The organism is Amycolatopsis sp. lyj-112, assembly GCF_046549055.1.
Taxonomy (GTDB): Bacteria; Actinomycetota; Actinomycetes; order Mycobacteriales; family Pseudonocardiaceae; genus Amycolatopsis.
On record NZ_JAJPWS010000004.1, the window covers coordinates 1 to 26,056 of the forward strand.

The 26,056-nt window shown below is 69.0% G+C and carries 23 protein-coding genes and 1 tRNA gene; 16 read left to right on the forward strand and 8 right to left on the reverse strand.

Going from position 1 to position 26,056, the window contains the following annotated elements; translation table 11 throughout:
- Window positions 1-331: 331 nt before the first annotated feature.
- The 4 genes from ACLJRL_RS15910 to ACLJRL_RS15925 all read left to right on the forward strand — a co-directional run bounded on the left by ACLJRL_RS15910 (window position 332) and on the right by ACLJRL_RS15925 (window position 4,298).
- Window positions 332-1,357 carry a lactonase family protein gene (locus ACLJRL_RS15910; protein ID WP_410656938.1) on the forward strand — a complete coding sequence of 342 codons (1,026 nt, stop codon included), beginning with the start codon at window positions 332-334 and terminating at the stop codon, window positions 1,355-1,357.
- Between the two features lie 156 nt (window positions 1,358-1,513).
- The gene (locus ACLJRL_RS15915; RefSeq protein ID WP_410656939.1) at window positions 1,514-2,683 is read left to right on the forward strand and encodes an alginate lyase family protein; all 1,170 of its coding nucleotides are present in this window, start codon (window positions 1,514-1,516) and stop codon (window positions 2,681-2,683) included.
- A 139-nt stretch (window positions 2,684-2,822) separates the two neighbouring features.
- A tRNA-Pro gene (locus ACLJRL_RS15920) sits at window positions 2,823-2,896 on the forward strand.
- Between the two features lie 127 nt (window positions 2,897-3,023).
- Window positions 3,024-4,298: an amidase family protein gene (locus ACLJRL_RS15925; protein WP_410656940.1), complete on the forward strand. Its 1,275-nt coding sequence runs from the start codon at window positions 3,024-3,026 to the stop codon at window positions 4,296-4,298.
- A gap of 289 nt (window positions 4,299-4,587) precedes the next feature.
- Here the strand turns inward: ACLJRL_RS15925 and ACLJRL_RS15930 are convergent, their stop codons facing one another.
- Window positions 4,588-4,860: a GlsB/YeaQ/YmgE family stress response membrane protein gene (locus ACLJRL_RS15930; protein WP_410656941.1), complete on the reverse strand. Its 273-nt coding sequence runs from the start codon at window positions 4,858-4,860 to the stop codon at window positions 4,588-4,590.
- Between the two features lie 540 nt (window positions 4,861-5,400).
- Here ACLJRL_RS15930 and ACLJRL_RS15935 point away from each other — a divergent pair.
- From ACLJRL_RS15935 to ACLJRL_RS15955, 5 genes are read left to right on the forward strand one after another with little or no spacing between them, the layout of a single operon-like run.
- Window positions 5,401-6,507, forward strand: coding sequence for an ABC transporter ATP-binding protein (locus ACLJRL_RS15935; protein ID WP_410656942.1), 1,107 nt, complete (start codon window positions 5,401-5,403; stop codon window positions 6,505-6,507).
- 26 nt (window positions 6,508-6,533) lie between these two features.
- Window positions 6,534-7,916 carry an ABC transporter substrate-binding protein gene (locus ACLJRL_RS15940; protein WP_410656943.1) on the forward strand — a complete coding sequence of 461 codons (1,383 nt, stop codon included), beginning with the start codon at window positions 6,534-6,536 and terminating at the stop codon, window positions 7,914-7,916.
- Window positions 7,913-8,752: a metallophosphoesterase family protein gene (locus ACLJRL_RS15945; protein ID WP_410656944.1), complete on the forward strand. Its 840-nt coding sequence runs from the start codon at window positions 7,913-7,915 to the stop codon at window positions 8,750-8,752. The genes ACLJRL_RS15940 and ACLJRL_RS15945 overlap by 4 nt, the downstream gene beginning before the upstream one ends.
- Window positions 8,753-8,759: 7 nt before the next feature.
- Complete coding sequence (locus ACLJRL_RS15950; RefSeq protein WP_410656945.1) at window positions 8,760-9,698, forward strand: carbohydrate ABC transporter permease; 939 nt, start codon at window positions 8,760-8,762, stop codon at window positions 9,696-9,698.
- 9 nt (window positions 9,699-9,707) lie between these two features.
- Window positions 9,708-10,526 (forward strand): carbohydrate ABC transporter permease, encoded by an 819-nt coding sequence (locus ACLJRL_RS15955; protein WP_410656946.1) that lies wholly within the window; start codon window positions 9,708-9,710, stop codon window positions 10,524-10,526.
- On the opposite strand, the gene ACLJRL_RS15960 is transcribed toward ACLJRL_RS15955, so the two are convergent.
- The 3 genes from ACLJRL_RS15960 to ACLJRL_RS15970 all read right to left on the reverse strand — a co-directional run bounded on the left by ACLJRL_RS15960 (window position 10,519) and on the right by ACLJRL_RS15970 (window position 13,928).
- A complete protein-coding gene (locus ACLJRL_RS15960) occupies window positions 10,519-11,580 on the reverse strand; it encodes a LysR family transcriptional regulator (RefSeq protein ID WP_410656947.1) in 1,062 nt (353 codons plus the stop codon). The genes ACLJRL_RS15955 and ACLJRL_RS15960 overlap by 8 nt on opposite strands.
- A 145-nt stretch (window positions 11,581-11,725) precedes the next feature.
- Complete coding sequence (locus tag ACLJRL_RS15965) at window positions 11,726-13,012, reverse strand: HEAT repeat domain-containing protein (protein ID WP_410657432.1); 1,287 nt, start codon at window positions 13,010-13,012, stop codon at window positions 11,726-11,728.
- Window positions 13,013-13,343: 331 nt separating this feature from the next.
- Complete coding sequence (locus ACLJRL_RS15970) at window positions 13,344-13,928, reverse strand: CGNR zinc finger domain-containing protein (RefSeq protein WP_410656948.1); 585 nt, start codon at window positions 13,926-13,928, stop codon at window positions 13,344-13,346.
- A gap of 499 nt (window positions 13,929-14,427) precedes the next feature.
- Between ACLJRL_RS15970 and ACLJRL_RS15975 the strand changes: the two genes are divergently transcribed.
- On the forward strand, window positions 14,428-15,549 hold the full coding sequence (locus ACLJRL_RS15975) for an epoxide hydrolase family protein (RefSeq protein WP_410656949.1): 1,122 nt from the start codon (window positions 14,428-14,430) through the stop codon (window positions 15,547-15,549).
- A gap of 256 nt (window positions 15,550-15,805) precedes the next feature.
- On the opposite strand, the gene ACLJRL_RS15980 is transcribed toward ACLJRL_RS15975, so the two are convergent.
- On the reverse strand, window positions 15,806-16,639 hold the full coding sequence (locus ACLJRL_RS15980; RefSeq protein WP_410656950.1) for an enoyl-CoA hydratase/isomerase family protein: 834 nt from the start codon (window positions 16,637-16,639) through the stop codon (window positions 15,806-15,808).
- A gap of 123 nt (window positions 16,640-16,762) precedes the next feature.
- Here ACLJRL_RS15980 and ACLJRL_RS15985 point away from each other — a divergent pair, with 123 nt between their 5' ends.
- Together ACLJRL_RS15985 and ACLJRL_RS15990 are read left to right on the forward strand one after the other, a co-directional pair.
- Entirely contained in the window at window positions 16,763-17,155 is a 393-nt protein-coding gene (locus ACLJRL_RS15985) for a winged helix-turn-helix transcriptional regulator (protein WP_410656951.1), read from the forward strand.
- Window positions 17,156-17,600: 445 nt separating this feature from the next.
- Window positions 17,601-18,062: an SRPBCC family protein gene (locus ACLJRL_RS15990; protein ID WP_410656952.1), complete on the forward strand. Its 462-nt coding sequence runs from the start codon at window positions 17,601-17,603 to the stop codon at window positions 18,060-18,062.
- Here the strand turns inward: ACLJRL_RS15990 and ACLJRL_RS15995 are convergent.
- From ACLJRL_RS15995 to ACLJRL_RS16005, 3 genes are read right to left on the reverse strand one after another with little or no spacing between them, the layout of a single operon-like run.
- On the reverse strand, window positions 18,053-19,645 hold the full coding sequence (locus ACLJRL_RS15995) for a phytoene desaturase family protein (RefSeq protein WP_410656953.1): 1,593 nt from the start codon (window positions 19,643-19,645) through the stop codon (window positions 18,053-18,055). The genes ACLJRL_RS15990 and ACLJRL_RS15995 overlap by 10 nt on opposite strands.
- Window positions 19,646-19,670: 25 nt before the next feature.
- Window positions 19,671-20,747, reverse strand: a complete 1,077-nt coding sequence (locus ACLJRL_RS16000; RefSeq protein WP_410656954.1) for an NAD-dependent epimerase/dehydratase family protein — start codon at window positions 20,745-20,747, stop codon at window positions 19,671-19,673.
- Window positions 20,748-20,784: 37 nt separating this feature from the next.
- Complete coding sequence (locus ACLJRL_RS16005) at window positions 20,785-20,919, reverse strand: hypothetical protein (RefSeq protein ID WP_410656955.1); 135 nt, start codon at window positions 20,917-20,919, stop codon at window positions 20,785-20,787.
- Window positions 20,920-20,999: 80 nt separating this feature from the next.
- Here ACLJRL_RS16005 and ACLJRL_RS16010 point away from each other — a divergent pair, with 80 nt between their 5' ends.
- Genes ACLJRL_RS16010 through ACLJRL_RS16025 form a run of 4 tightly spaced genes read left to right on the forward strand, consistent with a single transcriptional unit; the run spans window position 21,000 to window position 26,054 of the window.
- Window positions 21,000-23,075 carry a catalase gene (locus tag ACLJRL_RS16010; protein WP_410656956.1) on the forward strand — a complete coding sequence of 692 codons (2,076 nt, stop codon included), beginning with the start codon at window positions 21,000-21,002 and terminating at the stop codon, window positions 23,073-23,075.
- A gap of 14 nt (window positions 23,076-23,089) precedes the next feature.
- Window positions 23,090-24,085, forward strand: coding sequence for an acyl-CoA dehydrogenase family protein (locus ACLJRL_RS16015; protein WP_410656957.1), 996 nt, complete (start codon window positions 23,090-23,092; stop codon window positions 24,083-24,085).
- The gene (locus ACLJRL_RS16020; RefSeq protein WP_410656958.1) at window positions 24,082-25,362 is read left to right on the forward strand and encodes a PIG-L family deacetylase; all 1,281 of its coding nucleotides are present in this window, start codon (window positions 24,082-24,084) and stop codon (window positions 25,360-25,362) included. The genes ACLJRL_RS16015 and ACLJRL_RS16020 overlap by 4 nt, the downstream gene beginning before the upstream one ends.
- A gap of 8 nt (window positions 25,363-25,370) precedes the next feature.
- On the forward strand, window positions 25,371-26,054 hold the full coding sequence (locus ACLJRL_RS16025) for a glycosyltransferase (protein ID WP_410656959.1): 684 nt from the start codon (window positions 25,371-25,373) through the stop codon (window positions 26,052-26,054).
- Window positions 26,055-26,056 lie beyond the last annotated feature (2 nt).

Sequence of the window (26,056 nt, forward strand, 5' to 3'; positions counted from 1 at the left end):
AACCGGCTCAAACAATTCCGAGGCCTAGCGACCCGATACGCCAAACGAGCTGCCTACCACCGCGCCGAGATCATCCTCGCCTGCATCATCCTGCACCTCCGATGAAGATCCGCAGGACACGCCCTAGGAGATACGCACCGGCGAGGTTGACGTCGAGCTGGCGGTCCCAGTCTTTCCTGTCCAGCTCGTGCAGCGGGGTCGACCCCGCCCGAGGTCTCCTCGGCAAGGCTCACGGCCCGCGTGTCCTCGTCGGACGCCGCTGCCGAAACGATCACGCAGGATGTGGTCAAAGGTATTCACCTCCACCTCGGCTTGCTGCACAGTGTGCCTCGTGACTCCTGCGAACGACGAGCGAACCCTGATCTTCGTCGGCTCCTATACGGCCGCGAGCAACGGCAACGGCGAAGGCATCGCCACCTTCTGGCGCGACACGCGGACGGGGCAACTGACCCCGGCGGGCTCGCTCGAGCTGGACTCGCCGAGCTGGCTGACCATCCATCCCGCCTTGCCCGTGCTCTACGCCGTGAACGAGACGGCCGAAGGCGCGATCACCGCCGTGGCGGTCGGCGAGGACGGCACGCTGGAGGAGTTGAACTCGCTGCCCACCGGTGGTGCGGATCCGTGTCATCTCACGATCACCCCGGACGGCCGGTTTCTGTTGTGCGCCAACTACAGCGGCGGCAGTCTGGCCGCGTTCGCGCTCGGCCCGGACGGCGTGCCCACGGTGCGCACGGCGCTGGTCCGGCACGAAGGCTCCGGACCCCACACCGAACGGCAGGAAGCCGCCCACGTGCACATGGCCGTGGTGGACGAGACAGGGACGCTGGTCAGCGCGGTCGACCTGGGCACCGACGAGATCCGCAGCTACCACCTCGGCGAGGAGGGTGAACTCATCCCCGTCGCGGTGTCGACGCTGCCCGCCGGCACCGGGCCGCGGCAACTGGTCCGGCGTCCCGGCACGAACCACGCGTACGTCGTCGGCGAACTGGCCGCTTCGGTGATGACCGTGCGCGAGGACCCGCCGGGCACCTTCGCCGTCGAGAACTCGGCTCCGGCGACGCTGAAACCCGGTGGCGAGAACCAGCCGGCGCAACTGGAGCTGCACGGGGATCGGCTGTTCCTGTCGAACCGGGGCCCGGAAGCGATCACGGAGTTCACCCTCGACGGCGTCCTCCCGAAGGCCGTCGCCGACCACGCGACCGCCGAATGGCCACGACATTTCACGATCGTCGGTGACCATTGTTATGTCGCGTCGCAGAGCAGCGACATCGTCCAGGCCTACGAACTGGCGACATGGACCCTCATCGGCGGTTATCCGATCGGCAGCCCGGCTTTCGTGACGGCCTGGCAGCGCTGATTCATTCAGCGGGCTGAACGCGAGGTTCGGCCCGCTGAACAAATGAGGCCCTTCTTTCTTTTCGAGGCGAATTAAGGTCTTGACGCAACTGGTTCAGACCATGACACTGAACCGCACGCCGCCGGTGACCTGGCTCACACCAGCCCGAGGAGAACCATGTCCCTACCGAGGAAACTGCTCACCCTCACCGCGCTCATTCCGTTGGCACTGGGCCTTTTCAGCGCACCCGCCCCGGCCGCACCCGCCACGTTCACCCATCCCGGAGTACTGGTCAGCCGCCCACAACTGGACTTGGTGCGCGCGAAGGTCCAGGCCGGCGCGCAACCGTGGAAACAAGCCTACGACGCGATGATGTCGAGTTCGTACGCGTCACTGTCACGGACACCGAAACCACGCGCCGTCGTCGAATGCGGCTCCTATTCGAATCCGAACATCGGGTGTACCGATGAACGGCAAGACGCGATCGCCGCCTACACACTTTCTCTCGCGTGGTACATCACGCGAGACGCGAAATACGCGACAAAGGCGATCGCGATCATGGACGCCTGGTCCGCCGTCCTGAAGGACCACACGAACAGCAACGCTCCCCTGCAGTCGGCGTGGTCGGCGTCCTCCTGGCCGCGCGCGGCCGAAATCATCAAGCACACCTACACGAACTGGCCGAACTCCGGCCGATTCGGCACCATGCTGCGGAACGTGTACCTGCCCGAGGTGATCAACGGCAGCCACAGCAACGGAAACTGGGAACTCAGCATGACCGAGGCCGCGATCGGCATCTCGGTCTTCCTGGACGACAAGGCGAGCTACGACAAGGCCGTCGCGAAGTTCCGTTCCCGCGTTCCCGCCTACATCTACCTGACCAGCGACGGCGCGCTACCGAAGACCGCGGCCGGCAGCGGCCTGAACACCCGCGACAAGATCGTCAAGTACTGGCAGGGCCAGACGACCTTCGTCAACGGCCTCTCCCAGGAGACCTGCCGCGACTTCACCCACACCGGCTACGGACTCGCCGCGATCGCGAACTTCGCCGAGACCACCCGCATCCAAGGCCAGGACCTCTACCCCGAAATCGCCGATCGTCTTCGTGAAGGCCTCGGCTTCCACGCGAAGTACCAACTGGGCACAGCGGTCCCGTCGTGGCTGTGCGGCGGCAGCCTGAAGCTCGGCCTCGGCCCGATCACCGAGGTCGGTTACAACCACCTCCACACCCGCCTCGGGAACACCATGAGCAACACCGAGACCCTCACCCTCCGCCAGCGCCCAGCAGGCACCAACAACCTGTTCGTGTCCTGGCAGACGCTCACCCACGCCGACAACCCGCAGTGACTCCGTGAGGGCCGCCTGATTGCGGCAGGGCGGCCCTCACGGTCCGTTTTGGCTGGTCAAACACACAGTGACCCCTGGTGACACGGCCAGTTCCGGGACCCGCTAAAGTACTCACATCGCACTCCACGGAGTACGGGTCCGGGCTGTGGCGCAGTTTGGTAGCGCACTTGACTGGGGGTCAAGGGGTCGCAGGTTCGAATCCTGTCAGCCCGACCGGAACGACGAGCCCGCTGGCTCTGGGTGAAAATCCAGGTCAGCGGGCTTTTTCGTGCTCCCTTCGCGGACGACCACGCTTAGCGCTCACGCTAAGCTGGCCGCCCGCGATCTGGAGGTGCCGCCGGTGAAGGGAACTCGGAGTGCCTCCGAATGCCGCACGCGGGCGGAAGAGGTCCAGGACCTCCATGCGATCAGCCACCTCGCGCCGGAGCCGATCGGGCCGCCGACAGGCTTTCCGGTGGTCGTCAAGGACAATATCCATGTCGCGGGCATGCCGAACACCGCGGGCACCCCGGCACTGGCGCACTACGTTCCGCGTGAGCACGCGGGCGTGGTCCGGCGCCTGCTCGACGCGGGCGCCACCGTCATCGGCAAGGCGGCCATGCACGAACTCGCGTTCGGCATCACCTGCGACACGACTCCACTGGGTCCGGTGCGCAACGCCCGTGACCCGTCCCGCTTCGCCGGGGGCAGCAGCGGCGGAACCGCCGTGGCCGTCGCGGCGGGCATCGTCCCGGCAGGCCTGGGCACCGACACCGGGGGTTCGGTGCGCGTGCCCGCCGCGCTCAACGGGGTCTGCGGCTTCCGGCCCACCACGGGCCGCTACCCGTCCGACGGCATCACACCGTTGAGCAGCACCCGGGACACGGTGGGGCCGATCGCCCGCACGGTCACCGATCTCGCGTTCCTCGACGCCGCCCTCGCGGCGGAGGAACCCGAACCCCTGCGCGAACTCCCGCCGATCCGGCTGGGCGTGCCGCACGGTTTCCTGACCGGCGACCTGGCCGACGACGTCGAAGAACTGTGGACGACCGCGCTGATCCGCCTGCGCGCGGCCGGGGTCACTCTCGTGCCGGTCGACGACACGCCCCTCGCCGAACTCGTCACCGATCAGGGCATGCCGCTGGTGATCCACGAAGCCGGCACCGGGCTACGGGCGTACCTCGCCAAGTACGTGCCCGAGGTTTCGTTCGAGCGACTCGTCGACGAAGTCGCCGCGGCCGACGTCCGAGCCATCTTCGCCGCGTCGATCGTGCCCGGCATCGAGCCGGCAGTCTACGAGGCCGCCCTCGCCAACCGCTCGGCCTTACGCGGCGCCTACGCGAAGATCTTCGGCGAGACCGGCATCGACGCACTGGGATTCCCCACCACACCGGCCACAGCCCAAGACTTCTCCGCCGTCGAAGAGTTCATCCACCGTGGACGCGCGGTCCCGACCTTCCCGACCTTCATCCGAAACTGCCAGCCCGGCAGCGTCGCGGGTGTTCCCGGCTTGACCGTCCCGATGGGACACGGCCGCGGTGGCCTGCCCGCAGGGCTGGCCCTCGACGGCGCAGTCGGCGGCGATCGGAAACTGTTGGCGGCCGGCGCTTTCGTCGAACAGGTCCTGACAGCCTAACCGGCGTCGAAACGGTGCGAGAGTGGGCGTTCGTCAAGATGCTCCGCCGATACGGCGCCAGCGCAGCCGCCGAATGAGCCGAACACCCCGCGCACCCACCGGTTGGCTGTTCATCCCAAGCTAAACAGCGGACCGGCCGCTCTTGAGGTGGACAATGGATGTGCAAATCGTCTATCGCGACGCGTGTTCAAAGGAGATCTCTGGAAATCGACCGGCAAGGTCCGTCTCCCGGTGCGACTGCAGCACCCGCGACCTCTGCGGAACCTCGGTCTCAGCAGAGCCCGCAAAGTCAGGCGCGCGGGCGGGTCTTGCGCCCGGTCACCTTGTTGTAGATGACCAGGACGATGATCGCGCCGATGACGGACCCGATCCATCCAGCCGGCTGAAAGCCACGGAAGCCAACGGTGAGCAGGCCGAACAGCAGGCCACCCACGACCGAGCCGACGATGCCCAGGACGATCGTCCGCAGCAGACCGATGTCGTCCTTGCCCGGTACGACGGCTCGCGCGATGAAACCAGCGATCAGGCCGAACAGAATCCAGCCTAGGACGGTCCAGAACATCTCTTCACCTCGTGGTCGGGCGAGCGGGGCGGCCTCACAGTACGGGAGAACCGCAGGGGGCCGCTTGGTGGCAGCCATCAATCATGAGGACAAGCGGAGGGACTCCAGGCACTGTGACTCGACGACTGGCACCTGGTGACCGCCCCGGAGCAAAGGCTCGCTCGGCATTGCCGGAGGGATGGTTTCGATGCTGACTGACCGCCAGTATCGCTTGGACGGACTCGTCGTCGCCGGCGTCTGCATCGCCGCACTCCAGTTGTTCTTCGCGCTGGTTCTGTTCACGATGGACCTGGCCGGCCACTGACGACGTCGACGCTTCCATGCCGACACCACGGGCACGCTGTAGCCGCGAAAGGGTAAGCCCGGCCGCTCGCCGATTGGTTCTTCCGATCGCCGGACCCGACCTGCCGATAGTCCCTGTACAACGCTCCTATCTGTGGCTTTCCGGCTCCACCGTTCGATTTCCGTTCACTTCGCCGCCATTGCGGGCTGCTGGTATTCCGACGTCCCGATTTCCTGCGCCGAGGAGGCCTGAAACCCGTGAGCCGGATCCAGATCGAAGCCGCGACCAAACGGTTCGGCCCGGTCACCGCCGTCGACGCGGTCAGCCTCGACGTCGCCGACGGTGACTTCCTCGTGCTGCTCGGGCCGAGCGGCTGTGGGAAGTCCACCCTGCTGCGCGCCGTCGCCGGGCTCAGCCCGCTCGACGGCGGCCGGATCCTGCTGGGCGGAACCGACATCACCCACACTCCGCCCCGCGAACGCGACCTGGCCATGGTGTTCCAGAGCTATGCCCTGTACCCGCACCTTTCGGTCGAGCGCAACATCGGGTTCCCGCTTCGTGCCCGACGGCGTCCGCGAGCCGAGATCCGGCGCAAGGTCGCGGAGGTCGCCGATGTACTCGACCTCGGCGCGCTGCTTTCCCGCCGCCCGAAGGAACTCTCCGGCGGCCAGCGGCAACGGGTCGCGCTCGGCCGCGCGCTGGTGCGTGACCCCGGGGCCTTCCTGATGGACGAGCCCTTGTCCAATCTGGACGCCAAACTGCGGACAGCGACTCGATCCGAACTCACCCAGCTGCACCGCACGCTCGGTTCGACCTTCGTCTACGTCACCCACGACCAAGTGGAGGCGATGACGATGGCGACCCGCATCGCCCTGCTCAACGAGGGACGGCTCGAACAGCTGGGCACACCGTCGCAGGTGTACGACGAACCGGCGTCGGCGTTCGTGGCCGGGTTCCTCGGTTCGCCCGCGATGAACCTGTTCGACGCCGAGGTCGTCAGCCGCGGCGGCGAACTCCGCGTTGTGGCTACGGAAACCGACGTTCCGCTCGGCGTCGGCGGTGACGCGCCCACGCGGGAGGTCGTGCTCGGGATCCGGCCCGAACACCTCGTCCGGACCGCGGGCGTCCCCGCGCTGCAGGCCGTCGTGCGGCTCGTGGAGAACTTGGGCAGCGAAGAGCTCGCCCACTGCACTGTCGGTGCCGCGAAGATCTGCCTCCGCGGGCCGCGCCCGCTCGGCCTCGTCACCGGTGACCGTGTCGGCCTGACCGCGGCTCCGGAGCACCTGCACCTGTTCGACCGCCACTCCGGCCGGCGCCTCGTCTGGCAGCCCGTGCCCGCCCGCCTCGATGCCGCCCCCGTCTGACCCACTGACTCCAGGAGCGATTTCCCATGCAGAAGAACCGTTTCCAGGCCGGCGTCGCGCTGGGTGTGATCCTGGCACTCGGTACGGCCGGCTGCGGACTGGGCACTACCGCGACCACGCAGGCCGCCACCGTGGCGAAGGTGCCCGAGCTGGAACCCGGGCAGCAGGTCTCGCTCATTTTCGAAACCTACAACTTCGGCCAGGCCGGTGCCTGGACGGATACGTTCAACGAGCTGCTCGCGAAGTTCCAGCAGACGCACCCGAATATCAAGGTGACCGCGCAGAAGCCGCAGGGCAACAGCCCGAATCCGGCGACGGACACCGTGTCGAGCGTCCAGAGCCAGACCGCTGCAGGGCACCCGCCGGACGTCGCGCAGCTCGGCTTCAGCGACCTCGACTTCACTGTGCACCAGCTCGGCGCCAAGCCGCTCGACGACCTCGTCGGCAAGGACGCCGTGCAGGCCAATTTCACCGGGGCGACCCACTCGTACGCGCCGACCGCCCGCACGCTCGGTGACTGGGATGGCAAGACCTACGGCGTGCCGTTCGTGTTCTCCACTCCCGTGCTCTACTACAACGCCTCGCTGTTCCAGCAAGCAGGCCTCGACCCGGCCAGGCCACCGGCCACCTGGGACGAGGTGCGCACCGCCGCCGACGCGATCAAGAAGGCCACCGGTAAAGGTGGCGTCTACCTCGACTGCCTGACCAAGGAAGCCAAGGACTGGTGTTTCCAGAGCCTCGTCCGCTCCAACGGCGGGCAGGTCATCGCCGCGGACCGCAGGTCGCTCAGCTACGCCGACCAGCCGTCGGTCGAGGTCGTGAAGATGGCGCAGAGCCTGGTCGGCACCGGGGCAAGCCCGAAGCTCGCGCAGAAGCAGGGTTATGAGACCTTCGCCCGCGGCGACATCGGCATGATCCTCGAGAGCAGCGCCGTACAGGCGACGTTCGTCAAGGGCGCCAAGGACAAGTGGGACCTGCGATCGGCGCCGATGCCCGCGTTCACCGGAAAACCGGTCGTGCCGACCAATTCCGGGGCCTCGCTGTTCGTCTTCGCCACCGACCCGGCCAAGCAGCGCGCCGGCTGGGAGCTGATCAAGTTCCTCACCGCTGAGCAGGCCTACGGCACGATCGCCACGAAGATCGGTTACCTGCCGCTGCGATCCGGGCTCGCCGACGACCCGGCCGGCCTCCGGGACTGGGTCCGGCAGAACCCGCTGGTGAAGCCGAATCTCGCGCAGCTGAAGAACATGGAGCCGTGGGTGTCCTTCCCCGGTTCGAGCTACCTGCAGATCCGGGACGGCATGATGGAGGCCGTCGAGGAAGCCGTCTACCAAGGCGCCGACCCGCAGGCGTCGCTCGACGCCGCGAAGGCGCGCGGCACGCAGCTCCTGCCGGGCGGTGGCAAATGAGCAGGCCCGAGCTGACCTTGATCCAGCTCAGCGACCCCCACATCGTCGCCGACCCTGGCGGGCGGTTGCACGGGCGCGTCGACACCCTCGCCGTACTCGAGTCCGCTTTGGACACGGTGACGCGGTCGGGCGCCGAGGTGCACGGACTCCTGCTCACCGGAGACCTCACCGACGACGGCTCCCCCGTGGCCTACCGCCGGCTGCGCGCCGCGGTGGAGCGGCTCGGCGTCCCGATCGTCTACGCCATGGGCAACCACGACGACCGGGCCGCCTTCCGCAGCGAATTGCTCGGCAAGCCCGGTTCCGAGCCGTACCACGCGACTCACGAAATCGACGGGGTACGGATCGTCGTACTCGACAGCACCCGGCCGGGCAGGCACGACGGGCACCTGGACGACGATCAGCTGAAATGGCTGCGCACCGAGCTGGTCAAGCCCGCACCGCGCGGCACCGTCCTCGTCGTGCACCACCCGCCGTTGCCCTCACCGGTGCCGACCGTGCACCTGCTGCGACTGCGGGACGCCGGGCGGCTCGCCGAGAGCCTGGCGGGCAGTGATGTCCGGTTGGTGGTCACCGGCCACGCGCACCACACCGGATGCGGCGCGCTGGCCGGGATCCCGGTCTGGGTCTCGCCCGCGCTCGCCTACCGCGTCGAGGCGCTGCCGCCCCGCGCGCGACTGGTCGGGTCCGCGGCGAGCGGCCTGAGCCGGATCGACCTGATCGACGGGGCGTTCGTGGCCACGGCGGTCGACGTCGGCGCGGCCATGCCGGTCTACGACGAGGACGAGGCGACGCGAGTGCGGTTGGTCGCCGAGCACACGTCACAGGCCGGGTGAGCGCCGGATGTTCATCGAGATTCCCGTACCGGCCGCACTGCCGGTACCGAGCGCCGCCCGGCCATCGCTCGCCCGCCGGATCGCTCGGGCCGCGCCGCCGTACCTCTACCTCGCACCGGGGCTCGCGCTGCTGGTGGTGTGGACCTACCGGCCACTGGCACAGACCGTGCAACTGTCGTTCTACTCCTGGAACCTGCTGCCCACGACCCCGATGACCCCGGGCGGCTGGGCCAACTACGAACAGCTGCTGGACCTGCCGGAGCTCGGCCGGTCGGTGACCCGCACGGTGGTGGTGATCCTCGGCTTGCTGCCCTTCTCCATCGGCATCCCGGTGATGGTCGGGCTGATGACGCGCGCGGTGCGTGGCCGGGCCCGCGTGGTCTACCAGGCTCTGGTGTTCGCGCCGATGCTCGTCGCCCCGGTGGCGAGCGCGGCGGTGTGGCGATGGCTGCTCGATCCCGGCGGCGGCGCGGTCAACCGCGTCCTCGGCGTCGACCTCAACTGGCTGCACGAGACCGCACCGTCGCAGCTGTCGATCATCGGAATCACCGGCTGGCATGTACTCGGCTTCGCCGTGCTGGTCGTGTCGGCCGGGCTCGCCGGCATCAATCCCGACTACGCCGACGCGGCTCAGCTGGACGGCGCGTCACGCGGGCAGATCACCCGATGGATCACGCTGCCGCTGCTGTCCCCCACGCTGGTCTTCCTCACGCTGATGACGGTGCTGCTTTCGGCGCAGTGGACGTTCCCCCTCATCGACACGCTCACCCAAGGCGGCCCGGCCGGCGCCACCACGAACGTCTACTACCTGCTGTGGGACTACGGGTTCCACAGCTTCGACGCGGGACTCGGCGCGGCGGCGGGGATTCTGCTGTTCGCCGGGTTCGGCCTGGTCGCGGCCGGGCTGGTGCGGCTGACCGAACGCCTGACCTTCCACGACGACTAGGAGCCGGTGATGGAAACCGTCGATTCCCGGTGGCGCCGGGTACGTGGGCACGTCGTGCTCGCCGTGCTGGGCCTGCTTTGCATCTTTCCGATCTACTGGCTGTACGCGACGTCGTTGCGGCGCCCCGGAGACATCTATTCGCTGTCGCCGCTTCCATGGCCACTCTCGCTGGAGAGTTACGCCGGTGCGGCGGACAAGGTCGACGTTCTGGGACTCCTGGGCAATACGACGCTCGTCGCGCTGCTGACGGCGGCGGGCCAGCTGCTCACCGGCCTTCTGGCGGCCTACGCGTTCGCGGCCTGGCGGTTCCGCTTCTCCCGGCTGCTGTACCTGGCGTTCGTGGGCACATGGCTGGTCCCGTTCCAGGTCACGATGCTGCCCAACTACGTGCTGCTCTCCCGGCTCGGCCTGCTCAACACCCTCGCCGGGGTGATCATCCCGACGCTGTGCTCGGCGCTCGGTGTCCTGCTGCTGCGCCAGCACCTGGCCGGCTTCCCCAAGGAACTGCTCGAAGCGTCCACCATGGACGGTCGCTCGTCCTGGACGACGCTGTGGACGGTGGTGGTGCCGAACCTGCGCCCCGCGCTGGCCGCGCTGGGAATCCTGCTTTTCGTCAACGCCTGGAACGAGTACTTCTGGCCCGCGATGGTCTTGCAGCGCAGCAACTCCGTACTTCAGTTGGGGCTGCGGAGCTTCATGGGCACGGAAGGCGACGATTGGGGTCCGCTGATGGCGCTGGCCGGGCTGGCGTGCCTGCCGGTCTTCGCGCTTTACCTGGTGCTGCAGCGGCATATCGTGAACGGCTTCGTCCGCTCCGGCCTCAAGTGACCCGCACGGGAGGTTCGGCGGGACCGTCCGACGGCCCCGGCAACGAGGGCACCTCGTCGAGACACCGCAAGAAGGTTTCCCCCAACGGGCTCGGCTCGGTAGCGCGCCAGACCGCGTAGAGCTCGACCGCCGGGACCGGGTCGGTCAGCCGCACCGGCACCGGCCGGACACCGCCGGACACCGAACCGACGGACGTGCCCCGAGTCTCCGACGCGAACCCGACGAGCGGGTGGACCGACACGACGATGGCCGTGGCGCCCGGGTCGTCGACCACCTGCGAGACGTTCAGCGTGATCCCGCTCTGCTCGGCGGCGCCCAGGATCGCGTCGTACATCGCCGGGCACTGCTCCCGGGCGAAGAGAACGCACGGGTGATGCGCGAGCTCGGCGAACGACACCGCCGACCGGCCGGCCCACTCGTGTCCCTGCCCGACCACGGCCACCATCGGCACCCGCAGCAACCGCCGGAACCGGAACCGCGACGACACCGGGTGCCCGTAGACGAGGGCGACATCCAGTTCACCCTCCGCGAGCGCCGCGAGCTGGGGACCGGTCCGCCTCTCCCACAGGGCGACCGTCACGCCGGGATACTCGGCGTTCATCCGGGCCAGCACCGCGGGCAGAACATGCTGGCCCGCCGGGAAGTTGTACCCGACGTTGACCGTGCCCGCCCGGCCCGCGGCTGCCTCCCGGGTACTGTGTGCCGCCTTCTCGAGCTGCGCGACGATCAGCCTTGCCTGCCTCCGGAACACGTGGCCCGCCGCTGTCAACCGCACCTCATGCGACGTCCGTGCGACCAGCTCGACGCCCAGGCCGCGCTCCAACCGTTGCAGCTGCTGACTGAGCGAGGGCTGGGTGAGGTGCAGACGCGCCGCCGCCCGCCCGAAGTGCAGCTCGTCGGCGAGCGCCAGGAACGATTCGAGGTGCCGGAACTCCATCGCGTCCTCCGCCCGGGTACTCCCGTCAGGCTCGCCGACCACGGAGAACGTACGGTGAACGACGCCTGCCGAGCGGCGGGCGATCGGATGGCCGACGGCGGCGCTCCACCGTGCCATCAGGCTCGCCGTCCAGGACGGTGAGCCGTTCGCCCAGCTAGAAACACTCGAATCCGCCGTCCGGTCCACCGCTGAGCTTGTCGAAGGTGGCGCGGAGTTCGGCGATACGCGATCCCTTCATCGACCCGTCGTCCACAGAGGACAGTCAGTGAGCGGTTGCTCGCAGTGCCGCGGCGGCGGCGGACCGGACGGCCGGGTGGGGATCGACCAGGGCGTCGGCGAGGAGGGAGCGCAGACGGTCAGGGGCGGCGGTTCGGCCCAGGGCGGTCGCGGCGTTGGCCCGGACGCGTGGCCTGGGGTCGCGTAGGGCCTCGGTCAGCAGCGGGAGCGTCTTCTCATGGGTGATCCGCCCGAGTGCCGCGGCGGCGCGGGATCGGACCAACTCGTCGTCGTCCTTGAGCGCGTTGGTCAGCGTCCACATGTAGGACGGGTCGGCTCGTTGGCCGATGACCCAGACGATGGCGCGGCGGACGAGCGGGTCGGGATCGTGGCCGGGCAGGTAGTGCCGCGTGCCGATGCGGGCGAGGATTCGTCCGGCGAGCTTGCGGACACGCCGCTCGTCGGTGCTCAGCAGCACCCGCACCACGGTGAGCGCGACCGAGTCGTCGTCGGCCAGGCGAACCAGGCCGGTGAGGGCGGTGTGGACGTGCCGACCGTCGCAAGCGGCGGCCAACCGGCCGAGAGCGCGGTGGTCGCCGTGCCTGGCCAGGACGCGAAAGGCCCGTGCACGGACGACGGGGTGGACGTCGTCGGTGGCCTTGAGGGCGGCGGGAGTCGCCAACGGCCCGCCGATCCGGTTCAGGGCCAGCAGGGCGCTCTCGCGAACGTGGGACGAACTGTGGTCGAGCAGCGGCAGGATCGCAGGCGCGGCGTCCAGCGCTTCGAGCTTGCCCAGTGCTTCCATCAAGGGCAGCGACTGGGGGCCGTCGGACTCGCGCAGGACGTCGATGAGCGGGCCGGTCGCCTCGGCGACGCGCAGGTTGCCGAGCACTTCCGCGGCCGCGAAGCGGCCCGGGCGGCGGTGGCGGAGGTGCTCGATCAGCACCGGAGCAACCCGAAGGTCACCGGCCCGGCTCAGTGCGCGGGCGATGTCATGTGCTGCGCCATGCTGTTCCTGCCCTAGAGCGTCGGCCAGGACGTCCAGCCGTCTCGGGTCGCTGGTCTCGGCGATGCGCCGGGCGGCGTCGCGGCCGATCAAGGCCCCGTCGCGGTCCGTGTCGTTCAGCAGCGTCACCAGCAGGTCGAACACCTCGCCCGAGGACTGCGCGGTAAGGCCCTCCACAGCGGCCTGGACGACGTTGACGGCGGGGTCGGACAGGGCCTGCACGAGGATCGGCTGATAGGCGGGATCGTGGCCGGAACCGAGGGCTCTGACCGCGATGGCGCGGACCATGCCGTTCGGATGGGCCGCCAGGGTGTCCGAGCCAGCCAGGCAGGCCCGGCCGGCTCGGACACAATCGTGTGCGCGTGCTGGTAGAGCGCCTCATGCGCCTCGATGCGCGCCGCCGGCCAGCCTTCCGGCTCGATCGGTTCGAGGACCACCAGCCGGTCGACCAACGCTTCCCCGATGGCGGTGACCGAATCCCGATGTTCGCGCATAACTTCCAGTGTCCCCGGCCGCACCACCGAAATTCGCCCGCAGGATCAGCACGATGGCGGCGCAGCAGCGGACCGGCCCGATGGGCGGTGAGATTGTGGCCGCACAGCAGCCGCTCGGCCCAGTCTGCATTGCGGCTTTCGCGGCGATGTAGATCGTATCGCGCTCAGCGTGGGCTGTTCCGGCTCCGGTAGGCCGCGACGCTGGCCCGGTGTGCGCAGGTTCGGGTGCAGTACTGCTTCGAGCCGTTGCGCGAGAGGTCCACGAAGGTGGCCCGGCAGGTCGGCCCGGCACAGACGCCGAGGCGAGCGGGACCGAGCGTGGCGATCACGGAGGCCAGTGCGCTGAGCGTGGTCGCGGCAAGGTGCGCCGGGCAGCGGCCGGTGTCGGAGGTCACCTCGATCCACCAGCGGTCGTCCTCGTGGCGCAGTACCGGGGTGACGCGGCTGCGGCGCAGACCGTCGTTGATCAGAGCCGCCGCTTCGACCGCGTCCGCGTTCGCCCGTTCGAGCACCTCACGCACCGTCTCGCGCAACGCGCGGACTTCCGCCAGGTCGGCGCGGGTGAGATGCCGCGGACCGGTCCCTTGGTTCGCGACCGAACTCGGAGACTCAGCCGCGGGATGGTCGTCAAGGAAGTCCCGGAGCTGCTCCACGGTCTCGAGCGCGTCCTCTCCCTTGACCGGCCTCAAGGTGTTGGCCAGGTCGACGGCCGTCTGGACCGCCGAGGTGGTGTAACACGCATCAAGCATTTGACGTGTCTCCTCACCGTTCGTAGTGTGACATCCATAGTAGCTTTGACGTGTTACAGAAGTACCCGGGGAGGAGGCGACGATGCCGCAGCCGATCTCCGCCGTAGGAGCCCCCGGCGGGGATCGGACCACGCCCCGGGCGGGCGTCGGCTGGGGCTGACTTCGGGGATGCTGGTGCTGCCGATGTACGTGGCACTGGGAGCGCCGTCGGTGGGCCTGCGGGCCATCGGCCGCGCACTCGCGGTGCCATTCGGGGTCCGTCGTGATCGTCGGCCGACTGATCGGCGGCGCCGGGGCGGGCGCGACCGTGATCGCCGTGTCAGCACGGCGTCGACCGTGTGCGGGTTCGCCGGTGGCCCTCGCCGTGCTCGCGGCACTCCCCCTGGCCGGACTCGTCCTCGGCCTGACCCGCCCAGAACCCGACGCCACGCGTGGGAGCCGCGATGACGGTCCACCTGCATCTGATCCGATTACGCCTTGACCAGTAAGGAGTCTTGCCATGTCCGCCGAGCCATTCGAGGTCAGCATCACCGAAGCCGAGATCGCGGACCTGCGTGAACGATTGCGACGGACCCGGTGGCCCGAGCGCGAGCCGGTGGACGACTGGTCACAGGGTTTGCCGCTGGCGTATGCGCAGGAGCTGTGCCGCAGCTGGGCCGAGGACTACGACTTCGGATTCGCCGAGCGGCTGAACGTGTTCCCGCAGTACCGCGACACGATCGACGGGCAGGGCATCCACTTCCTGCACGTCCGCTCGCCGGAGCCGGACGCGTTCCCGCTCGTGCTCACGCACGGGTGGCCGGGTTCGGTGCTCGAGTTCCTGGAGGTCCTCGGCCCGCTGACCGACCCGCGCGCGCACGGCGGTGACCCGGCGGACGCGTTCCACGTGGTCGCGCCGTCGTTGCCCGGGTACGGCTGGAGTGACAAACCGTCGACGACCGGGTGGGGCATCACTCGCACCGCGCGCGCCTGGGACACCTTGATGGTCTCGCTGGGTTACGAACGGTACGGCACGCAGGGCGGCGACTGGGGTTCGGCGGTGTCCGCGGCGCTGGGCGAGGTGGCGCCTGAGCGGGTCGCCGGCGTGCACCTGAACCTGGGATCCGTTGCGGCGGGCACGTTCGACGACCCGACGCCCGCGGAGCTGGCGAATCTCGAGGCCGAGAAGAAGATGCAGCGCACCGGCCGGGGGTACTCGGCGATCCAGGCGACCCGGCCGCAGACGCTCGGCTACGGCCTCACCGACTCCCCGGCGGGGCAGGCCGCCTGGATCGCCGAGAAGTTCTGGGCGTGGACGGACAACGACGGCCATCCCGAGGACGCGTTGTCGCGGCAGACGATCCTCGACGAGATCTCGGTCTACTGGTTCACCGCGTCGGCCACGTCGTCGGCGCGCCTGTACTGGGAGAGCTTCGCCGACTTCCGGGACAAGGTGACCGCGCCATCCGGGCTGTCGGTCTACCCGCGCGACATAACCCGCCCGTCGAGGCGGGAGGCCGAGCTGCGGTTCACCGACCTGCGCTGGTTCGAGGAACTGCCGCATGGTGGCCACTTCGCCGCGCTGGAACAGCCGGAGTCGCTGGTCAAGCAGGTGCGCGGGTTCTTCCGCCTGTTCCGCTGACTGTCCGTGCCACCCCTGGGAAGCCCGGGCCCAGGGGGATGGCTCGCCTGAAGTCGTCACGTTCCTGGGTGATCTTCGCCCACTTCTCCCGCAGCGCTTCGTTCTCCCGATGGAGGTCCTCGATGAACGCGAGCCGGGTGTTCTCGTTCACCTTTGCTCCCTCGCGCACGGAAAGTATTCACCACAGGAACTCGACGCGAAGTCGGGGCCAAGGCGCATCAATTGTCGTGGAAGAAATACCCGGCCGGCCCGCTGATCAGCCGGCCAGCTTGCGGAGCAAGCCCTCCAGATCGCGTTCGCCGTCGCGGGTCTGGGCACCGTGGGCCAGTCCGGCTCGGATCAACCGTTCGGCCGCGGGCAGGACGATCTGTCCCGCCCAGGCGTCGTGTTCTCGCAGGAGGCCCTCGGCCAGGTCAGCAGGGACGACGGCACGCTTGGCCGCAGCGACTACGCCCTCGGGCAGTGCGGCGATGTTGCGGGCCAGGCGGTCGACGAAGTCGTCGAGCTCATCAGCGGGGACGGCCCGGTTGACCCAGCCGTAGCGTTCGGCGGTCTGCGCGTCGTGCAGCTCGGCACCGAGCACCACCTCCAAAGCGCGGTTGCGGCCGATCCGGCCGGCGAGGTACTGGGTGCCTCCGCCGCCGGGGACGATGCCCATAAGGGCCTCGACCTGGCCGATCCCGGCGCGACCGATCGCCGCGAATGCCATGTCCGCAGCCGTGACGAACTCCGCCCCTCCGCCGCGCGCCAGGCCCGCGAGCTTGACGATCGTCACCTGAGGCTGGTGCCGGAGCAACTCCCCGAGGGCTTGGAAGACGTTGACGCCGTCGGGTGTGTCGGCCGCGAGTTCGTCGAAGGTGTCCGGCGCGTCGACGAGTGACATGTCGACGTGGGCGATGAAGAAGTCCGGATCGGCGCTGTCGAACACGATCACCCGGACCGAGTCGTCATCCCGCAGCCCGGTCAACAGCCGCCGCAGGTCGGTCATGAGGGCGACGTCCAGGACGTTGACCGGTGGGTTGTCGAGGGTGACACGGGCGATGCCGGCCTCGTGGCTCACTCGCAGGGTCGCGTAGGCCTCGTGGTGCACGAAGAATCTCCGTTCGGTACCTGTCAGGCAGCTAAGTTCCTGATGTATACCTAGACTGAAGCGGCGGGAGACCGGCGTCAATAACGCACTTTCGGCATCGTAAGGATCGTGGAGGATACCGACATGACCATTCCCGGCACCGGCACGGACACGGGCGTCGTCTACCGGGCCGACTGCCCCAGCCGCCCGATTCTCGACCAGATCGCCGACAAGTGGTCGATGATGGTGATGACCGTCCTCGACAAGCCCCGCCGGTTCAACGACATCAAGCGCCACCTCGAAGGCGTCACCCAGCGGGTCCTGACCCAGACCCTGCGCCGCCTGGAACGCAACGGAATGATCGAACGGCGCGTGCTGCCGACCTCACCGGTCGGAGTCGAGTACTCCCTTACCCCGCTCGGCGAATCCCTGCGCGAACCCTTCGGCCGCTTGTACGACTGGACGACCGCCCACGCAGACGAAATCCAGAAGTGCCAGCAGGGCTACGACGAGCGTCGTCACGCCGAACGATTGTAGTTCGCCACCTGGTGCGACCCACCTTCTGACCACAGCCTCAACAGCCGCACCCACCGGACACCGCGCTGCCATAGAGCTCCAACCATCGACGCGGTTCCGGGGGTCGCGGACTGGTCGTGACGCTGGTTGCCTTGCGACAGCGCTGATCCCTCGTTCTCGTGGTCAGTCGGGCGCTTCACCTGGTGCTGAGCGTGGAGTGACGCCCAGGCGCGGCAGCAAGTGTGGTCCGGGGACGATGTAACCGTGGAAGAAGGCGCAGTCATCGGCGATCAACACACTTCCGCGTGCAGATAACCACTAGATGACCACCTCGTCAGCTACAGCGGAAACTGCTAGGTGCCCTGAATCGCGGGCGCTGGTGACGCGAAAAGGAGTCACGAACCGTAAGGCTTCAAGCCGTGCCAACGGGGTACTCGGGCTGTGCACCCCGAGACAGGAGGACACCGTGAGCGAAGTCAGCCGGATCGTCGATGTACCGCCGGAGGCGGTTTTCGCCGTGCTCGCCGACGGCTGGCTTTATGCGAGCTGGGTGGTCGGCAGCTCTCACATCCGTGACGTCGACGAGGATTGGCCCGCGGTCGGCTCCCGGATCCACCACAGCGTCGGGCCATGGCCCCTGCACATCCAGGACGTCACGGTGGTGAAGGCCGTCGAGCCCGGGGTTTCCCTTTCGCTGGAGGCGAGAGGGTGGCCGCTGGGCGCGGCGGACGTCGAGCTCACCCTGCTCCCCCGCGGCGAAGGTAAGACCGAGATCCGAATGGCGGAAAAGGTCACTCGTGGTCCTGGCAAGGTGCTGCCGGAGGCGGTTCAGGCGCTCGTCGCCAAGCCTCGTAACACCGAAGCGCTCGCCCGGCTGGCCGATCTGGTGACCGGGAAGCACGCGAACCGGAAAAACGCTCAGTCGTAGACCGCCCGGTTCGCCGCGCGGATCACCGCCGCGTAGCCCCCGCCGAGCCGACCGGCCCGCGCCAGCGCGGCGCGGGCCGCGTTGGCTCCGGGGCCGCCGTGGACCGCTCCTCCCGGATGGGCCGCCGAGCCCGCCAGGTACAGGCGGTCCACCGGGGTGTCCGCACGGCCGAGGCCCGGGACCGGGCGGAAGAACAGCTGCTGGTGGATGGCCGTGGTGCCGCCGTTGATCGCGCCGCCGACCAGGCCCGGATCGTGGCCCGCCAGTTCGAGCGGACCTTGGACGTACCGGCCCAGGATCAGGTCGGTGAAGCCCGGCGCGTTCGCCTCGACCGTCTTCTCGATCCGCGCGACCTGCCGGTCCAGTGCCTTCCTGCTTTCCATGGCCCCGCGTGGCGCGTGCGTGTACGCCCAGGCCGCCTCGGTGCCCGGTGGCGACCGGTCCGGGTCGCTCGTGGTCATCTGCCCGAACAGCAGGAAAGGATTGCGCGGGCTTCGGCCACGGACGAGATCGCCGCCGAACGCCGACAAGCCGTCCAGGTCGGTGCCGAGGTGGATCGTACCCGCTCCCCGCGCGGCTTCGGCCGTCCACGGAACAGGTCCGGACAGCGCCCAATCGACCTTCACCGTGGCGCTGTCCCACTGGAACCGGCCGAGATCCTCGAGCAGCCGGGACGGGAGCCATTCCGACGCGATCATCTCGCCGTACAACGTCGGCGCCGGTACATCCGCGAGAACCGCCTTGCGGGCCCGGATCGGGTCGCCCGCGCCATCCCGCACCCCCATCGCCCGTCCGCCGGCGACGAGGACTTCGGTGACAGGACAACGACATCGGACCTCTCCGCCGCGGGCCGTCAGCCGTCGTACCAAGGCCGCGGTCAGCTCCGCCGCCCCGCCGACCGGTACGGGAAAGCCGGCGTCCTGGCCGATCATGGCGAGCAGCCAGCCGAACACCGCGCTGCCCGCGTTGTCCACGGAAAGATCACTGTGCGCCGCGTTTCCGGCCAGCAGCAACCGCGCTCCCTCGCCGTCGAAGAGTTCTTCCCCGAAACGGCGTGCGGGCAACGTGAGCATCCGGGCCAGGCGCAGCGCGTCGGCGGTCCCTGTATGCCGCAGCAGCCGTAGAGCCGGCCGCACCGGCGGAAACGGCGTGAACAAGGCGTTGAGCAACGGCTCGCGGATGTCCTGCCACTGCGCGAAAAGACGTTTCCAGGCGGCGCCGTCACCCGGTGCGAACTCGTCGGCCGACGCCGCCGTGCGCTCGATGTCCCGTGAGAGCACCGCGCATCGGTTGTCGGGCAACACGTGCGCGAGTACTTCGGGAGCATGCCGCCAGCGCAGGCCTTGCTCCTCCAGACGCAAGCCCTGGATCACCGGCGAGACCGCGGTGAGCGGGAAGAAGGCGCTGCAGAGGTCGTTGCGGAAGCCCGGCTCGGTGACTTCTTCGGTCCGCACCGCGCCGCCCGGCTCGTCCGCCTGTTCCAGCACCAGGACCGACCAACCCTCGTCGGCCAGGAGGTTCGCCGCGACCAGGCCGTTGTGGCCGGCGCCGATGACGACCGCGTCGAAGATTTCCGTGCTCATCCGAGCCTCCCGATCGTCAGGGTCGTCAAGATTGCGATTGGTGGCTCGGCCTGACACGGGCGAGTGAACGGAGCCGGGGCAGGAGTCCGTCGCCGCGCGGTGGGACAAGCGGTGGGCTGGCCGCGCCCTCGCCGGACCGGAGTCCGGCGACCAGTTCGGCGAGCACACTCGCGGCGTCGTACCGGGGCTTCCATCCGAGCGTGGTCTCGGCGAGCGTGGTGTCCACGAGCGGAGCGTTGTCGGCGAGATCGAGCCAGCCGGGGTGCAGCGGCAAGGCGCCGGTCCGCCACGCGGCGTGCGCGGCCACGCGGACGAGTGAACGCGGCGCCGGGATGCGGATCCCGCCGAGCAGATCAGCCAGCGCGTCGGCCTGGAGAACGCCTGGGGCGGCGAGATTCACCGCTCCGGTGAAGCGCTTCTCGAGCACCAGCCGGATGGCTTCGGCGACATCGGCGCTGTGCACCGCCTGCGCCCGCAGGTCTGTCCACAGTGGAATTGGCAGCCATCGTCGACCCACGATGCCGGCGGGCACGGCGGGGCCCAGCAGCCAGCGCTCGAACTCCCCCGCCGCCTGTCGCTGCAGGATCGCGCACGGCCGTAACCGTGCCACCGCGATGTCCGGGTGGTTCTCTTCGAACCGGTCGAGCAGGCTCTCGAGCGCGGCCTTGCCACGGCTGTAGGCGCTGGTCGCGATGCCGTCACGTGGCCAGCTCTCGGACACCTTCTCCCACCTCGGCGCGAAGCCGTACGCGGCGACCGACGACAGGACGACCAGGTGCGGCACACCGGCCGCCGCCACGGCGGCGAGTACGTTCCTGGTGCCGTGGTCGTTGGTCCGCCACATCGGCGGATCGTCGCGCGCCGGCGAGATCGCCCAAGCGAGATGGACGACCGCGTCCGCGCCTTCCACCAGGTCGGTCAGCTTCGCGCGGCCGACGTCGTCCCCGAGATCCACGGCCGACCAGCCCGCCGCGCGATACGGCACAGCCGTGGTGTCGGGCAGCCTTCTGGCCACGCCCACCAAGTCGTCGTCGCCGGTTTCGAGTGCATGGAGCAGCGCTGTCCCCACGTTGCCGGTGGCCCCGGTGATCACAATCCGCACAAGGAGGGCTTACCCGGCCGGGTAAGGGTGGAAACGCCTAGTGACGCAGGTCCGGCAACTCGGGCAGCGCGATGTTCCGGTCCGGGAGTTCGAGAACCTTCCGGGCGACCTCTTCGCCCGGCACTGCCGCAGCGCGGCGATCAGTACCGCGCACACCCCGGGCGCTGAACACGAACGGGTTCCATACGGATCGCTTAAACACGGCGAGGGCGGGGTATTCGCGGCGCACCACCACTCACGGCAAGGAGAATCATGCCTCCGAAACGTCACCGCGCACGGGCAGAATCGGCTGAAGGCGAATCGAACGCGACCGTCGGCCGGTCGGGTGAGGGACAGCTCGGCGACTACCTGACGACCGCTCAGGGGGTCCGGCTGCCGGACACTGATCACTCGCTGAAGGCCGGCCCGCGGGGGCCGTCCCTGATGGAGGATTTCCACCTCCGCGAGAAGATCACCCACTTCGACCACGAGCGCATCCCGGAGCGCGTGGTCCACGCACGTGGGGCCGCGGCACACGGCACCTTCCACGCCTACGGCAACGCGTCGTCGGTGACCAAGGCCGGTTTTCTGGGGAAGGGCCGAGAGACCCCTGTTTTCGTGCGGTTCTCCACAGTGCTGGGGTCGCGAGGGTCCGCGGACACCGTTCGGGACGTCCGCGGGTTCGCGGTGAAGTTCTACACGGACGAGGGAAACTTCGATCTGGTCGGCAACAATATGCCGGTCTTCTTCATCCAGGACGGCATCAAGTTCCCCGACGTCATTCACGCGGGCAAGCCCCATCCAGACCGGGAAATCCCGCAGGCGCAGACCGCGCACGACACCTTCTGGGACTTCGTTTCCCTCCACACCGAGGCGACGCACCACGTCATGTGGGCCATGTCCGACCGCGGGATCCCCCGGTCATATCGGACCATGGAGGGTTTCGGGGTGCACACCTTCCGGCTGGTCAACGCCGAAGGTGAGACCAGCCTGGTGAAGTTCCACTGGAAACCGGTGGCCGGGGTGCACTCGCTGGTCTGGGAAGAGGCCCAGATCGCCGCCGGTGCCGATCCCGACTTCCACCGCCGGGACATGGCCGACGGCATCGACGCCGGGGCGCCCTTGGAATACGAACTCGGCCTGCAGGTCCTGCCGGACTCCGACGACGAGATGTTCGAAGGGATCGACCTGCTGGACCCGACCAAGATCGTCCCGGAGGAGCTCGCCGAGGTCCAGCTGGTCGGCAAGCTCACGCTGGACCGGAACCCCACCAACTACTTCGCCGAGACCGAACAGGTCGCCTTCCACACCGGCAACCTGGTGCCGGGCATCGAAGTGACCGACGACCCGCTGATGCAGGCGAGGCTGTTCTCCTATCTGGACACTCAGCTCACCCGGCTCGGCGGCCCCAATTTCACGCAACTTCCGATCAATTGCCCGCACGTGGCCGTCAACGACAACCTGCGCGACGGGATGCACCAGACCCTCATCCACCACGGACAGGCCCCGTATCTGCCCAACAGCGTCGACGACGCTCTGCCGACGACGGCGACGGAAGCCGAAGGTGCCTACGTCCACCGGCCCATCGAGGTCGCGGGCCCCAAGATCAGGGCCAACCCGGTGTCGTTCGACGATCACTTCTCGCAGGCCACGCTCTTCTGGAAGAGCCTGTCCAGGATCGAGAAGGTCCACGTGATCGAAGCGTTCACGTTCGAGCTGGGAAAGTGCTTCGCACAGTCGATCCAGGCACGTGTCCTGGAGTCGCTCGCCCACGTCGACGCCGAACTGTGCGCGGCGGTCGCCGAAGGACTCGGGCTGCCCGCTCCGCAGGGCACCCCGGCTGAAGACGTCGCTCCGTCGGCCGCGCTGTCACAGATCCCTGCGGGACCCGGCCCGATCGCGGGCCGCATCGTCGGGGTGGTGGCGACTTCCGGCGCCGACCTCGGCGGGATCGGCAAACTCCGCCGGACCGTCGAGGCCCAGGGCGCGATCCTGCGGGTTCTCGCGCCGGTCGGGGGAACCCTGAAACGGGGACGCGGGCAACAGCCGGTGGCGAGGACCTTCCTCACCGCCCGTTCCATCGAATTCGACGCGGTGGTGGTCGCCGGCGGCACGGCCGGACTGCACGACATCAAGCTGACCGTTCTGCTGCAGGAGATGTTCCGCCACTGCAAGGTCATCGGTGCTTGGGGTGACGGACGCCAAGTGCTGACCGACGCCGGGATCGACGCCGACGCACCGGGAATCGTGCTCGCCGACGAGGTCGCCAAACCGTTCTCCGCCGAACTGGTGAAGTCCGTGGGGCTGCACCGCGTTTGGGAACGGGCCGAGCGTGTGATGAACGACTGAGGATTCGGACCTTGATGAAGACCCTGCTCGAACCGGCCGCACCGGAACCTTTGCCGGGGCCGCGATCCGTCGAAACCATCACCGGCACCGCGCGGTTGCTGATGGAGAACGGCGTCCTCGACCTGCCTCGCCCCGGCGAGGGCGACACGTGGGGCCGCTGGACGACACTCGCCGGGCTCGGCCGCCGCGACCTGGTGCTCGGGCGGCTCACCGAAGGCCACACCGACGCCGTCGCGATCCTCGCCGAAGCCGGCCGTGAACCCGTGCCGGGCGCGCTGTACGGCGTCTGGGCCGCCCGCTCGGGCGGTACCGGCGCGGCCGTCGTGGGCGGCGCTCTCACCGGTACCGTCCGGTTCTGCTCCGGTGCTCAGGTCCTCGACCGCGCCTTGGTGGTGGCGGATTACGAAGACGGGCCGCCGATCCTGCTGGAGATCGGCCTGGACGAGCCGGGCGTCCAAGCGCTGCCGGAGACGTGGCAGGCGATCGGGATGGACGCCTCCGACAGTGGTGACGTCCGGTTCGACGGGGTCCCGGTGACCTCGGCACATATCGTCGCCGAGCCGGGCTGGTACGTGTCCCGGCCGGGGTTCGCCCTCGGCGGAGCGGGCGTCGCCGCGGTGTGGCTCGGCGGCTGCGCGGCCGTCGTGGACTCCGTGACGGCGTACCTGCGCGCACGCGGCGCGGCGGACGACCACCAGCACGCCCACCTCGGCGCGCTCCACACCGCGATCCACCAGTCCGACGCGCTGCTCGTGCGGACGGCGGAAGTCGTCGACGCCGAACCGGACGAGGACCTGCCCCTGCTGACCGGAATCTGCCGGGCCGCCGTCGAGCACACGGCCCGGCAGGTCCTGGACGTCGCGCCGGAGATCACCGGGCCGACGGCACTCTGCCGCGACCGACGGCTCCCCCGGCAGCTGGCCGACCTGATGGTCTACGTCCGCCAGCACCACGGTGCCCGCGACCTCGCGGCCCTGGGCGTCGAACTCCTGAAGGGCGGCCGCCGGTGACCACGGGCCCCTTCCACACCGAAGCCGGCAGGCGTGCGCCGGCGCCGCTCCCCCCGTTCCCGGCCGAGAATGTCCGCCGCGTATGCGTCGTCGCCGCGCACCCGGACGACGAGACCCTGGGCGCTTCCGGGCTCATCCAGCGACTGCATGCCCGTGGAGCCGAGATCCGGCTGATCGTCGCCACCGACGGGGAGGCCGCGTTCCCCGGCTCCTCGGCCGTCGAGCGCCGGGCCCTCGGCGCTCGACGGCGAGTGGAGCTCCTGGAAGCGTTGCGGTGCCAAGGGATGGACGACGTGGAACCGATATGGGCTGGTCTTCCCGACTCGGCGCTGATCGACCACGAGTCAGAACTGACCGACGTCATCCATGAAGTCGCCACGGACAGCGAGCTGTGCCTGGCGCCCTGGCCGGGCGACCCTCATCCGGACCATCGGGTGGCGGGCCGGGCCGCGTTCCGCGCCGCGCCGCTGGGCGCGCACAGGTGGTCCTATCCGATCTGGTTGTGGCACATGATGGCGCCGGAAGACCCGGTCGTCCCTTGGGCACGAGCCGCGGAAGTCCGGCTCGACGACACGAGCGCGGCGGTCAAGGCGAAAGCCATCCAAGTCTTCCAGTCACAGCTGGAGCCGGGCCCGCGAGGGGAAGATCCGATCCTGACGCCGGAGGTACTGGAACATTTCGCGCACGACCGGGAGATCCTGTTCCGCGAACCGAGGACGGCATCAACGCCGGTGAGCAGATTCGAGTCGCTCTACCGCGAGCCCGATCCGTGGACAATGGACAGCTGGTACGAGCGTCGCAAGAGGACGGTCGCCTTGGCCGCTCTGCCTCGCGAGCGATACGACTTCGCCGTGGAACCCGCGTGCGGCACAGGAGCGCTGACAATGGAACTGGCCGGCCGCTGCGATCAGGTCCACGCCTTCGACCCGGTGCCCGCGGCGCTTTCGGCCGCCCGGAATCGCTTGGCCCATCTGTCCACTGTGGAGCTGTTCGCGGGTTCGCTGCCGGACGATGTCCGGGGCCCGGCGGATCTGGTGGTACTGAGCGAAATTCTCTACTACCTGAGTGAGGCGGACCAGACGGCGACGCTGGACCGCACCGTGGCATCGCTGCGACCGGACGGGCAGGTGCTGGCCGTGCACTGGCGCCCACAAGCGCCGGACGCACCGCACCACGGCTCCGAAGTCCACGAACGGCTGCGGGCGCATCCAGGTCTGCGGAGTCTGGTGACGCACAGCGAGACCGACTTCCTGGTCGACGTTCTGGCACGCCGTTGATCACGTCCGTGGGTGTGCTGATCCCGGCGCGCGACGAGGAAACCGACCTCCCGGCATGCCTGCGCGCGCTCGCCGTCGCCCTGCGCGAACTGCCCCCTGAGCTGGAGCGGCGTGTCTGTGTGGTGGCCGACCGCTGTCGTGACGACACCGCCAAGCTGGCCAGGGGCGCGGGAGCGGAGGTCCTCGTCAACGCTTGCGACCTGCCGATAGGAGCGATCCGGGCGCTGGGCGCACAGCATGTGCTTCGCGGGCTGGATCACCACGTATCGGCCCGTACCGTGCTGTTGAGCACGGACGCGGACACCGTGGTCGACCACGACTGGGCGGTCCGGCATGTCCGCAGGGCGGATGCGGGCTGGGACGCCGTGGCCGGCACGGCGGAGCTGAACGCCGGATTGTCAGCCGCCGCGCAGCCGCGCTACGAGGCGCTATTGGCGAACACGCGAAGCCCCGCGGGCCACGGGAACGTCTACGGAGCCAACCTGTCGATCAGGGCGAGCGCCTATCACGCGGTCGGCGGCTTCCTCCCGATCCGGACCGCCGAGGACCACGACCTGTGGCGCCGCCTCGCCCACGCCGGATTCCGGCTGGCCTATGCCGAGGAAGCGAAAGTGCTGACGAGCGCCCGGCTGAACGGCCGAGCGCCGAACGGGCTCTCGACGCTGCTGCGTGCACTCGCCCGAGCCTCATGAAC

Excerpts from the sequence above, each read along its gene's own strand:
- ACLJRL_RS15930 (WP_410656941.1), bottom strand. The coding sequence starts at position 4,860 with ATGTTCTGGACCGTCCTAGGCTGGATTCTGTTCGGCCTGATCGCTGGT.
- ACLJRL_RS15915 (WP_410656939.1), top strand. The coding sequence starts at position 1,514 with ATGTCCCTACCGAGGAAACTGCTCACCCTCACCGCGCTCATTCCGTTG.
- ACLJRL_RS15940 (WP_410656943.1), top strand. The coding sequence starts at position 6,534 with ATGCAGAAGAACCGTTTCCAGGCCGGCGTCGCGCTGGGTGTGATCCTG.
- ACLJRL_RS15945 (WP_410656944.1), top strand. The coding sequence starts at position 7,913 with ATGAGCAGGCCCGAGCTGACCTTGATCCAGCTCAGCGACCCCCACATC.
- ACLJRL_RS15960 (WP_410656947.1), bottom strand. The coding sequence starts at position 11,580 with ATGGCACGGTGGAGCGCCGCCGTCGGCCATCCGATCGCCCGCCGCTCG.
- ACLJRL_RS16015 (WP_410656957.1), top strand. The coding sequence starts at position 23,090 with ATGAAGACCCTGCTCGAACCGGCCGCACCGGAACCTTTGCCGGGGCCG.
- ACLJRL_RS16010 (WP_410656956.1), top strand. The coding sequence starts at position 21,000 with ATGCCTCCGAAACGTCACCGCGCACGGGCAGAATCGGCTGAAGGCGAA.
- ACLJRL_RS15975 (WP_410656949.1), top strand. The coding sequence starts at position 14,428 with ATGTCCGCCGAGCCATTCGAGGTCAGCATCACCGAAGCCGAGATCGCG.
- ACLJRL_RS15955 (WP_410656946.1), top strand. The coding sequence starts at position 9,708 with ATGGAAACCGTCGATTCCCGGTGGCGCCGGGTACGTGGGCACGTCGTG.
- ACLJRL_RS15950 (WP_410656945.1), top strand. The coding sequence starts at position 8,760 with ATGTTCATCGAGATTCCCGTACCGGCCGCACTGCCGGTACCGAGCGCC.
- ACLJRL_RS15970 (WP_410656948.1), bottom strand. The coding sequence starts at position 13,928 with ATGCTTGATGCGTGTTACACCACCTCGGCGGTCCAGACGGCCGTCGAC.
- ACLJRL_RS15995 (WP_410656953.1), bottom strand. The coding sequence starts at position 19,645 with ATGAGCACGGAAATCTTCGACGCGGTCGTCATCGGCGCCGGCCACAAC.
- ACLJRL_RS15985 (WP_410656951.1), top strand. The coding sequence starts at position 16,763 with ATGACCATTCCCGGCACCGGCACGGACACGGGCGTCGTCTACCGGGCC.